At 57.0% G+C, this 10,844-nt stretch carries 7 protein-coding genes and 2 pseudogenes; 3 read left to right on the top strand and 6 right to left on the bottom strand.

The window, feature by feature from the left end; genetic code table 11:
• Positions 1 to 34: 34 nt before the first annotated feature.
• From T18_RS26010 to T18_RS25995, 4 genes are all read right to left on the bottom strand, one after another.
• Positions 35 to 1,447, bottom strand: coding sequence for a S1 family peptidase (locus T18_RS26010; protein WP_158319863.1), 1,413 nt, complete (start codon positions 1,445 to 1,447; stop codon positions 35 to 37).
• Between the two features lie 56 nt (positions 1,448 to 1,503).
• A complete protein-coding gene (locus T18_RS26005; RefSeq protein WP_038493392.1) occupies positions 1,504 to 2,445 on the bottom strand; it encodes a hypothetical protein in 942 nt (313 codons plus the stop codon).
• A gap of 417 nt (positions 2,446 to 2,862) precedes the next feature.
• Positions 2,863 to 5,511 carry a hypothetical protein gene (locus T18_RS26000; RefSeq protein WP_038493389.1) on the bottom strand — a complete coding sequence of 883 codons (2,649 nt, stop codon included), beginning with the start codon at positions 5,509 to 5,511 and terminating at the stop codon, positions 2,863 to 2,865.
• On the bottom strand, positions 5,512 to 6,699 hold the full coding sequence (locus T18_RS25995; RefSeq protein ID WP_158319041.1) for an SIR2 family protein: 1,188 nt from the start codon (positions 6,697 to 6,699) through the stop codon (positions 5,512 to 5,514).
• A 143-nt stretch (positions 6,700 to 6,842) separates the two neighbouring features.
• On the opposite strand from T18_RS25995, the gene T18_RS25990 reads away from it, so the two are divergent.
• Together T18_RS25990 and T18_RS25985 are read left to right on the top strand one after the other, a co-directional pair.
• Positions 6,843 to 8,378 (top strand): hypothetical protein, encoded by a 1,536-nt coding sequence (locus T18_RS25990; RefSeq protein WP_038493383.1) that lies wholly within the window; start codon positions 6,843 to 6,845, stop codon positions 8,376 to 8,378.
• Positions 8,375 to 9,064: a hypothetical protein gene (locus tag T18_RS25985; protein ID WP_038493380.1), complete on the top strand. Its 690-nt coding sequence runs from the start codon at positions 8,375 to 8,377 to the stop codon at positions 9,062 to 9,064. The genes T18_RS25990 and T18_RS25985 overlap by 4 nt, the downstream gene beginning before the upstream one ends.
• Here T18_RS25985 and T18_RS25980 read toward each other — a convergent pair.
• Complete coding sequence (locus tag T18_RS25980; RefSeq protein ID WP_233284953.1) at positions 9,061 to 9,483, bottom strand: hypothetical protein; 423 nt, start codon at positions 9,481 to 9,483, stop codon at positions 9,061 to 9,063. The genes T18_RS25985 and T18_RS25980 overlap by 4 nt on opposite strands.
• A 199-nt stretch (positions 9,484 to 9,682) precedes the next feature.
• Between T18_RS25980 and T18_RS25975 the strand changes: the two are divergent.
• A pseudogene (locus tag T18_RS25975) lies at positions 9,683 to 10,380 on the top strand (Tn3 family transposase); the annotation flags it as partial.
• A 109-nt stretch (positions 10,381 to 10,489) separates the two neighbouring features.
• On the opposite strand, the pseudogene T18_RS25970 reads toward T18_RS25975, so the two are convergent.
• Positions 10,490 to 10,663, bottom strand: a pseudogene (locus T18_RS25970) (ATP-binding protein); the annotation flags it as partial.
• Positions 10,664 to 10,844: the final 181 nt, after the last annotated feature.

Below are 10,844 nucleotides of genomic sequence, written 5' to 3'. Positions count from 1 at the left end.
TTCCGTGGAATTGGACGCCGCCGACCGTCAACGCTCAAGCTGCCTGACCTGTGGCCTTCACCGGAGGCTTACCGTGTTCTGTAGGAGTGCTGTATTGCACCCGGCAAACAGACTTGTCTGGAGGCGTGCCCTCGTTCGGCCCCTCGTGATCCAGCAGAATGTTGTTGTGAAGTGAAATCGAGAGATCGCCACCGTTTGGATAGCCGATCACATAAACCCGTTGCTTTCCGTCCCTTAGAGGCAGGTTTTTTGCAAAACTGAGCGGAGATGCAGGCGGGGCGGTCCCTTTGAAGCGAAGGATTGTTGTGTCAAGGTGCGTCCGCCGCCAAGAGCGCTCAATCTGCGAAAACCGATAGGGTTTGGTCTTATCGATGGCGTCGAAGACAATTTCTGCTTCGTCTGTACTGATCCCTTCATCTTCGGCAACCTCGCTCACAACATGGGAGTTGGTCATTACGCAGAGTTCGTCCCCGAGTGACGGTATGATGTCGCCGCCACGAACAACGAACCCCGTTCCAACCCGTTTGTTCACTCCGGAAATCCGAACCACACCGACTGATTGCGAGGTTTCCATTCCAAGTTTGAACCAGTCGTACGTCTGTGGGCCGTCAGGTCCGAGGATTGCCTCCAATTGCGAGGTGGGCGGCGATGGCGAGGTAGCGAGCTCCTTGATGTCATCTGCGGGAAGCTTTGCGGTGGTAAAATCCCCGGCGACGCGGGCAGCAGTAAGAGCCTTGATGATCCCGGCGCCCTGCTCGCTCTGGTCTGCAAGTCTCCAGAGGTTCTTGAGCTGGTTCGTGAAAGCGCCAAGCATCTCGACACTCAGCGCTGGCGTTTGGATAATCGTGGCAATTTCCGCTTGCGCGCTGTCGATGTCACGTAACGCAACAAATGCCTCGGCGCGCGACGCATGAAACTCCGGCCCTCTCTGTATCTGCGGGGTCTTGTTGAGATCTTCTAGCAAGCCACTTGCTACACGAACACGGTCGATGTCCTCTGGGAGGGAAAGACGCATTCCTGCTGCAAGCGTGGAAAGCCCTATCAAGTTAAGTCCGGCCCGCACGCGTCGCTCAGGGTCCATATCATATACCGATTTGTACTCGTTAAACGCTCGAGTCATCGTTTCTTGTGCTATTGTCCCGCCGACATCGGATGCTTTAAGTGCAAGCTCTTTCCAGGCGCGGGCGCGAACCGCCTGGGCCATCGTCTCATTAGGATCGTGTTCCGCGACAAGTTCAACGAGGGCTGACGCACCGCCAGTCAAGCCATCGTCGAGAACCTTCTGCACCTGCAAGCCCTTATTGACTATCTCGACGACATCGTGCTCGGCGAGGAAGTCGACAACACTCGCAAGGGCGCCTCGCTTGTCCAGCTTTGCAATATGATCCGCTGCGGTGAGAAGTGATGCCGCGTCAAACGTCCGCAGCCTCTTGGCAATGTCACTCACCAGACTTCGCGTTGGCTGATCGGGATCAAGAGGGGCACGAGCCATTGTCCGGCCTCTCAGATGCCAAGGAGCGCGGACAGTTTCGAACGCAGTGGGGCGGCCCGAAGATATTTGACGACAGAGTGGCGCCACGCCCCCGAATTCGACACTTCTACATCATCGACGCGGGCTTTACCCTCAACCTGGAAGTCGTTTGCGAAGAAAGGGTCAAAACCTGCGACAGGGTCCAGTCTGTCGAAAACGTTGACCCAAGAGCCGGCGACTTTCTCAGCTGGAAATCCGTTAGGTCGGGTCCATTCCGGACGGAGCTTGTCCTGGATTTCGTCAAGTCCAAGTGGGCTTCCGATCGTCACTAGTGCGTCGACCCCTTTCGTTTTCTTCACGCGTTTTAGGCAGTCGTATGCGACGACCGTTCCCATGCTGTGGCTAACGACGATATGCGGGCCAGTCTTCTTATTCCCTACATCCAGGGCATCGACAAACCGGCGCCTTATCTCATCCTGAACATAGTAGGTGGTGTCTGACGTTGGAGAAAAACGTACATTAAATAGATAGTGGTGGACGTCCCGCAGAAAGGTCTCGAGAAACGCCTTCTTGATAGGCCAGGGGAGAGGCACTCGTTCGTAAGGTAAGCCTTCGAGGTTACGATTGGGCGGAATGCTCTCGACAGCCTCCGCTGCTGCGAGCGTGCCACCGATTTTCAGCGCCAGTCCGCTTATGAACGAGGCTTCCTCACTTGTGGAACTTAAGGGCGTTCTGGTTTGGCCATCGGCATCCACCTCTTTCGGTGTCATGCCGCTAAGGCTTTCATATGCAGCGACATTGGTATCCGGTTCTGGGTAAAGTACATCGGCCCAATAGACCATAGAGGAGGTAATGCCCTCAGCGCCAAGGTCAATTCCGTCACTACCGGACGCAAGATTGCGCATCCAAATTTGGTGCAGGCTATCGGCAGACGGCTTGTTGCCAATCCCGTGAATGAACGTAACGTGTGCCAAAGCCCCCTCCGCTTACAACACTACTTCTACGTTAAATTGGTGGCACCGCTCGCCTGGAAAAGCAATAGACCCATTACCGCTTTTTACTGTGCTTTTCTAGAAATGCCCCCGCGATCATTCCTGGGCCTTGAGTTGTCCATAAAGGCTCGCCCGCGTTTCAGCATCAACTAGTGTTAGACCCCCTACCGATCGCCGCCCGCCGTGCCATAAATCGAGATCGTTGAGAAGAGCCGTCGTCCCCACTGACACCAGGCCAACCACAGAGTACCCGTGGTCGTGGCAGCCATTTGAAATCTTAAGTGGTCGAATTGCGGTCACACTATCTCATCCACACTCGGTTTGCCTCCTCACCTTTCCTCCGTGGAATTCGGTTTCCGCAACAAGCTTTCCCGCCGCGTCGTCGAACAAGTGGTGGGTCTAGCGACGCGATAGCGTCAGCAGCCGCTGATAGCGGACGTCGCTTTCCAAACGAGGATTTCTTTCAGAGATGTGGCGCAGCGCGCGGTCCAACCCATTGGGAATAACCGCCCCTTCCTCTGATCCGACTGTCTTATCAAGGATTGCGAGGAATGCGGCCGCATCTCGGGGCGTATCAACGCCGCCTATTGTGTTTCCGTTTTCTGAGCGACCTAGTACGCCATACTCCCAAAGCGACCAGCACTGGAATGGCGTCAGGAAGGGAAGGATAAGGTCAGCGGCATCTGCGAAATTTGGGCCAGCGGCTGCCGGAAAATCGGCGAGTGCGTCAGACAGCGTGGGAGACGACAACGTCAGCTCCTTCGGCCATACGTTTTCAAAAAGCTCCTTGATCAACGTGAAGCGGTTCTCTGGCGGCTGTGGCGCGCCCCTCAGCTCCTTCAAATATTTTTTCATAGCCCGCAAAGCCCTAGCCCGGACCGTGTCTCCTCCGATCCGCAGCATTTGCTGGATAAGGGCGGGGGGGATCACCGCCGGTTGTCCGTCGCGCATATCAATGATCGTGGCAAAGATCGACCGCTGCGCCAGCGCGCCTCGAATATCACCAGGAAGTTCGCTACCTGCTGCCACTTCGATCATTCGCGAGCCAACCTCTTTCAAAACTTCGCGGGCCGGCAAATGCTCGGTCTCCGCAAAAGCTTGCCACAACTCGAGACTTGATGCCTTCGCGTCCAAGAGCGGGGCAAGCAGGTGTTTCTTGACCCAGTCCCGATCCGCTGACCAGAAATAGTCGAAGAACATCATAAGCTGGTAGCCAGCCTGAAGTGCGGCTTCCCCGGTCGCCTCCGCCAACGCGACAAGCACGTCCGACCAAGGTTCTCGCGCCAAGGTTCCGGGCTTGAAATTGGGTATGGATCGAATGAATCCGTCAACGAGATTACCAACCGGAGTCGAGAACGACCGGTCGCGTAGCGGGGTATCGATCTTCGGCGACCTGTTGGTCTGAACGACGGCCAGCGGCCAAAGCGTCAGCCATGCTCCGATATAGTTGTCTTCCCCGTTGAGCAGACGATCCCACGTGCTGATCCAGGATGTGAGACCGGACAGAGCCGCATCAAGGATTTTCGTGTCTGTGCTGGCGATCACCGTGCACATTCTGAGAGCGCTCGGAACAAGTGCCATGTCTTCAGGCGTCGCCGTTGCGCGGGTCGCATTGAGGTCCACCGGTCGGAAACTATACCCCAACGCCTGCCAGACCTTCGCTCTCGCCGGCGTATAGGCAGCATCGGAAAGCAAGTCGAGCATCAAACTGGGGTTGCGGCCGATATAATCCGACGCGGCTCGGCCCCTGCTGTCCCAACCTTCGTCGCTGAGGTGTCGTGCTAATTCTTCGATCAGTCTTGAGGAGGGAATATTGTCGAAGGTTGGATCACTAACCGTGTTTTCTACGACCGTTCTGACACCTATACTAAAGCCTTGTGTCACTGCTGTTACAGGGGCTTGCGGCGTTTGGGCAGAACGGGCGTTTTCCAACCAATTATCGGCGGCCTCCGAGAGCTTCCCTCCGGCAACCTTTATCCTTTGCATCTCTATCATGCTTCGGCGGGTAACGGCCTGCAGGGCCTCTTCCTTGCCCAGTCGTTTCATCAAGCGGGCAGGCGGCTCCCCTTTGATCAATCGCCGCTCCAGCCGCTCTCGGACGAGATCGGGAAGAGAAGGCCATCGGAGCGCGCGCAGCTCGGCGAATTCCGGAAACGCATCCGTCCACCAAAACTCACGGTCATCCAAGTTCACAAGAAAATCGGCAACTTCGGAGGCGCCAACCAAGCAGGCTTCCCGCGCGGCGGCCGCCCATAGGCGTTTGTACAGCTTCCAACGATCAACATCCCACGAGGAAATTGCACGAAGAGCCGCCTTTTGATCTATTTTCGCAAGCTGCTCAACCGTCGCGAACAAAAGCTTTGTAGTGGGAGCGAAACCTTTCTTATAACGATCCGGCTCTCCGCCGCCTTCCGGATATTGCTCGGGTGGCACGAAGTAGACTCGATGAACGAGCCACGTCGTTGCATCCGCATCTCCTGCGATCATCCCGATGCGGCGGGCCTGGTTTAACCCACTGAGCAAGCTCGCGTTGAGAGCTAGAGCAAGCTCAAACAGGAAATCGCGGTCCTCGTTATTTTTTAGGTCGAGTTCATCGGGTGTGAGTGACTCTCCACCTTCCATGGAAACCCAAAAGATATCGCCAATAGTCTTTGGATGCCTCGCACGCTTATGACCAAAGGCTTCGTATTTTCGCGCGCTCTCCAGCCTGATCCATGGCCTCACCGCCGACACGATTAGACTGATGGTCTCGCTCTGGCTGGCCCTGGACTTCAGATCGCGCTTCAGTAGAAGCCGATCGTAGGATGTCTCGGCGAATGGCGCATCCCAGAACTCGAACAGATATTGCCAGGCTTTGGCGTAAGGCTCGGCAAGATCCTTGATGCGGAAGTCGAGGAGATCCCGCAAGGCTGCTCGTTCTGCGACTTGATCGGAGCGGAGCAGGCGAGCCCATTCCAGGAATTCGCGATCGGTCAATCGCTCTAGCGCGAAAGTGCGGGTGTTTTGTGCAATTCTCGCGTCGATATCGGAAAGTTTGACGGTTCTCATCTATCTGCCCCGCGCCGTTTCTCGAACAAGTTGATTGAGGAACGCGAGCCACTTCGGTGACGCGTTCTTGGAGGCAAGAAGCCTGCTGAGTTCCGCTTGTTCTGTCGGATTCGACCGTCCCACATAGTAGCGAATGAATGACTGTCCGGCCTGCCCCTCGGGTGTATCGGGATCGAGCTTTGCGATCGAAGCAAGGTGCTTCTCGACCCGAGAGGTATTGCGCTTGTCAGGAATAATCTCTGCCCAGCGCGATAACACCATACCGAGCGCTTTATGGTTGTCTGCCTTGTCGTAGGTAATAGGAGTGATGCCGCGCGACTGCCACTCGACGGAAGTTCGTGCATCGGTGGGGTCACAGCCGACGAAGGCATAGCGCGGTTTCAGATCGACGAAATGCCGCTCATCCGCCGCGATCGCGTTTAAAAGATAGCGGACGGGCGAATCATTGGCGCTATAGCCGACTAGCACGAGATGGAAGATGCGCGCCGCGTCATACAGGAACGAGGTAATCATGTGCCGTCTTAGATATGCATCTCCAAAGTCCTGGTCGGTGAGGATCAGTTCGGAACCGCGCTGAGACTTGAGCGGCAGCATTCCATGAATGTGCAGGATGCCGGCGAACTCCGTGCTACGACTGGGGTTCGGAATTTCACCGAGGGCGAAAGCGTCTCCCGAATATTTGTCCTTCTTTGCGGCAATGCTGAGAAGGCGGTCGAAATTCGTTGTGACCAGCAGGGTCTGGCCAAAACGCTGGCCAAGTCGCACCAGAGCCGAGTGCAAGGGATTGGGTTCGATTGTCCGCTCGAGGACCTTGCGAGCTGCACGACGCAATGTGCTCATCTTGCTCGGGTCGCCGTCGATCCGACGCTCCAGCATTCCTAGGACAGCGTCATATTCATGTTGGGCAAAAAACTTGAGCTCTGTGCGCTGCTGATGGGTCAGCATGCCGGGTATCTTGTCCCATTCCAATGGTTTTGGCTTTCGAAGTTCTGTTAGCGGCCCCTTCATCGCCGCGTCTACCTCCGCATAAATGTCGGCAACAAGGCCTCCAAAGTCAGGCAATGAGGATGGAGGCGGGTATGATGCGCCAGCTCCTACGATAAACAATACCTCACCGCGATCTCTGGCGACGAGTAATTCTTCAGGGAGGGGTGGCAAATTGTTGCCGAGGATGATTGAAGAATTCATGTCCAAGTGTGCCCAAATGCATTTGAATACTTGGTGGCATAACCGTAATGAAAGTTCAAATAGCAACCGAAGATCCATCGCTCGAAAGGCAACGACCTCAGCCTCGACGAAGGGTCTCGGTTCCTGCAAGGACACCAAGCATCATGCGGACGATATCGGGAAATGAAGCTAGGGCCCTGATCGAAAGCCAGTTGGCTGCGCACGGCCACGGCGTGTTCTCCGTCCTCGCGCAGTATCGGCGAGATAATGCGGTGGCGGCATGGCATGAGACGATCCGGGCCGTCGAGGAATTCATCAATCTGCCGAGATTCGGGATCGCCGACGTTCGGCTTCGAGCTTGGTTGTGCGCAATCCGATTGGACGGCGCGTTTGTTTCAAATCCGGGTCCGACATGGTTGGCCGTGCGTCAGGCGCTCGCGCCCTATCTCGAACCATCGGTTGTTGCCCGATTCACGCGGATCATGCTGTACGCCGGGGCAATGGGTGTGGCCTTTGCCGCGCATGGCCAGGACCCTCGTAGCGCCAGCATCACGCTCGACACGATCGGCGGGGCTGTCGATTATTTTCAGTCGCGGCGACGGCACTTCGTCTCGCTGCTCTACACCATGCCCCATGCGTGTTCCGGCTCTCTGGTTCTTCAGCCCTATGACGCGCTGACCGTCCTTCTGCCCCAGGTCGAGCATAGCTGCATCGCCATCACCGGCTTTCACCATAAGCTTGCGCTGCTCGAGGCCCTGCCGGATTTCAGCCTGGAGGTCGACGGTATTGGCGCGATGGCCAGCCACGATTTTGAGACCTTGGACGATTATTTTCTTGAGCCGGAACGTGCGTCGATCCACGTCATGGCCGAGCTGCGCGGCGATCAGTTCATAATGCCGACCATGGAACCGGTGGATGGCCGGAAGATTTTCTCGACAGCCGAACTGCGCAACGGCGTCAAGCTGATCGGCGCGACCTATGAGGCGTTCGGCCTCAAGGATTCCGATTTTTCCGCCATGGGCGTGCTGGTGGTCGCCTTTGCCCGATATTCCCGAGACGATTACTATGTCGAGATCGAGAAGGATAAGTTTCGCTCGATGCTGCGCGCGCAGCACGAGTTGGATCCCGCTGAACTCGAGACGCTTTTGGTGAACGTACCTTCGGACTACGCAACCAACACCAACGCCTATCAACCGTTTCTGGACTTGGGCGATCGCGTTGTTTCGAACGTAAATCTGCTGTCGCGCTTCCTATACGCGTTCAAGAATGTCCACCTCGGCAGCCGCCGACGCTTTCAGATTCACGCGGGCTTTATTTTTGAGGACATGGTCAAGCGTGACTTGGAGAGCATGGGCTTCACCGTCACGAATATCAAGCGCATCAATCGAAAGGAATTCGACGTCGTCGCTACGCACGACGGTGTCATTTTCAACATCCAATGCAAGAACAACTGGATCGATCTCTCGAAGATCGAAGCTGAACGGAAACTGTTCGTCCGGTATAATCGGTCTCTGACGAATTACTATTCGCGAGCGCTGAAAAAGGAGCGCGGCCGCGAGCATCTTCTCAAGCAGGAACTGGGTATGGACAAGGTCGTGCATTACGTCGTCAGCCGCTTTCCGGTCATCGGCGCCGAAGCGGCGGTGATCAACTACAATCAGATCGAACGGCTTCGTCCCGCCGGTCGGGTGCGCGCGTGACGACTGGCCCAGCAGACATTGGCGAGCTGCTCGCGCGGTTCACGGGTCCGGACCTGACACAGACGCTCGCGCGAATCGAGAGAGGGGTTCGCGGCGTAACGGCGGAGGGCTGTGCAAGCTTTCTCGAAAGCGCGGGGGCGGGTCGAGAGGCGCTGGCTGCGGCGGCGGAGATGAAGCGCCTGGGGAGCCAAATCAACGTCACGATCCATGCGCTCGGCATCCTGTTGTGCCTTCCACACATCCTCGAACCGGATGAGCGGGTGGAATATGTGTCCCTCGGCGCTGGCAACACCGGAAGGGATTTTGATCTGGAGACCAATCTGCGGGTCGCCGAATTCAAGTTCATTCGATGGCGGGGCGGCGCGGAATCGATCCGTCAGAATTCGTTGTTCAAGGATTATCTGCTGCTCGCGGAGCATCCTACGGCGAAACGGAAGCACCTCTACCTCCTCGGAACGGAGCACGCGCTGAAGTTTTTGCGAGGCGGCCGGGCGCTATCGAGCGTGCTGAGCCGGAATGACAAGCTGCAGAAGATGTTTTCTGGGCGCTTCGGCGAGACGTTTCGGACCGCCAGAGACTATTACGCGGCCCACTCCTACGCGGTGCGGATTGATGACGTCTCGCCATGGCTTTCGGAACTGGCGGAAGAGCTGATCGCGGAGCCGGATGCTGAGTCAAACGATTAGGGCGCTGGTCGGGTGACCCTGGGACGGCGCGCGCCGCGTTCGGCCGGTGGCCGTGTCGCGGTGAGGAGGGCTTCCTCGGCATTTCTCTGCGGCCCCATGAGGTCCATGTGGTCGGCGATGTAGGCGGCGAAGGCATTTGGATCGTCAGCCGACGGCATGGGTTCTGCGTCGGTGGGCGGCAGAAATGCAGTCAGCGCGATGCGGTAAAGCGGTGCGGCATATTCAAAGATCGTCCGCTGCGGCGTGGAAAGGACGAGATTGCTGCGATCGACCGGGTTGCCGTGGAGGAAGTCGTTTCGGCATTCATAGAGCACTTGGTAGAGCCACGATGCTAAGGTGCGCTTCACCTTGGTTTTGCCACCCGTATCGTGCGCGAGCTGGCCGCTCGCGGGAATTGACCAAGGCGTGCGCTCGATCATCTCGAACACCTATCCCGGTTGGCTTGGTCACTTCCGCCGGGATGCACGAGGATCTCAAACGCGCTGACCCAGAGGGAGACGACGCGTCCGACGTCGTAGAACGTAGTGTCCGTCCCCGCCGGCAAGAGTGAGGCGTGATACGCCATGTTGAGCGAGCGCATCAGCGCAATATCCTCCCAGAAGGGCTCTGCGGCGTCATAGCGTTGCCGCCACCGTACTGGCCGTCGCGACTAACCTCGGCCTGAAACGAATGGCGGGCGCATCCAAGGGGATCAGCGCTCACCAGATAGGCTGGATGCGCACTTTCCACGCCCGATCCGAGACATACCGTGCTGCGCAAGCATTCTATTACCGATGCACACACCCGCCATCCGCATTCCCGCCTTTGGGGCAACGGCACGACATCTTCCTCAGACGGTCAATTCTTCCGAGCGAGCGACCGAGCCGCAAAACGCGGAGACATCAATTTGCATTACGGCAACGAACCCGGATCGAAACTCTATAGCCATCTGTCAGATCAATACGGCTACTTCAGCATTTTGCCCATCAGTCCCACCGACAGCGAGGCGGCCTATGTGCTCGATGGGCTCTTCGATCAGGACACGGTCCTCGACATCCATGAACACTTTTACCGACAAAGGGGGTGCCAGTGATCATTTCTTCGGGCTGTTCGCCTTGATCGGAAAGCGGTTCTCACCGCGACTGCGCAATCTCAAAGACCGGAAGTTCCACACGTTCGAGAAGAGCGCATATCCGGCGCTTTCGAACCACATCGGGGCGCCGATCAACACCACCCTAATTCTCGACCAATGGGACGATCTGCTCCAACTTGCGGCTTCGATTACGACGCGGTCCGTGGTGCCGTCGACCACCCTCAAGAAACTGTCCGCGTCTCCCGTATCGGCGTCCAATTTTGTCCCCCTGTATGCGATCAGCGCTTGGCCTGCCCGGCGCTGGCCGGGATTGCAGAGGGTAGGCCAAGTGCGGGTGATGGGTATCTTCGGCTTTAGCTTTGAGAGCGGTTTTTGAAGCGCCAAGATTCGTTTCCGGTTTCCACGATTTCGCGGTGATGGGTGAGACGGTCGAGGAGTGCGGTTGTCATCTTCGCATCGCCAAACACCGACGGCCATTCACCGAAAGCAAGGTTTGTCGTGACGATGATAGAGGTGCGCTCGTACAGGGGAAAAGTCCGTCAGGTCATTGAATGCGTGGAAGGACGAACGGTTCCCCGCTCGCGGAATATTCGCACGGGCCTGCGTTTTCCTGCTGTTTGTGATCCCCTGTTGTCCGCGGCAAGGAGAGGGACGCCATCTTCAGGGCCTCTATTTCTTTAAGCGCTCCGGAAGGATGGTTCTCACATT

The sequence above is a fragment of the Rhizobium sp. TBD182 genome, assembly GCF_001950375.1.
Taxonomy (GTDB): domain Bacteria; phylum Pseudomonadota; class Alphaproteobacteria; order Rhizobiales; family Rhizobiaceae; genus Agrobacterium; species Agrobacterium tumefaciens.
This window is presented reverse-complemented; position numbering and strand designations above follow the sequence as displayed.

Excerpts from the sequence above, each read along its gene's own strand:
- T18_RS26000 (WP_038493389.1), bottom strand. The coding sequence starts at position 5,511 with ATGAGAACCGTCAAACTTTCCGATATCGACGCGAGAATTGCACAAAAC.
- T18_RS25995 (WP_158319041.1), bottom strand. The coding sequence starts at position 6,699 with ATGAATTCTTCAATCATCCTCGGCAACAATTTGCCACCCCTCCCTGAA.
- T18_RS25990 (WP_038493383.1), top strand. The coding sequence starts at position 6,843 with ATGCGGACGATATCGGGAAATGAAGCTAGGGCCCTGATCGAAAGCCAG.
- T18_RS25980 (WP_233284953.1), bottom strand. The coding sequence starts at position 9,483 with ATGATCGAGCGCACGCCTTGGTCAATTCCCGCGAGCGGCCAGCTCGCG.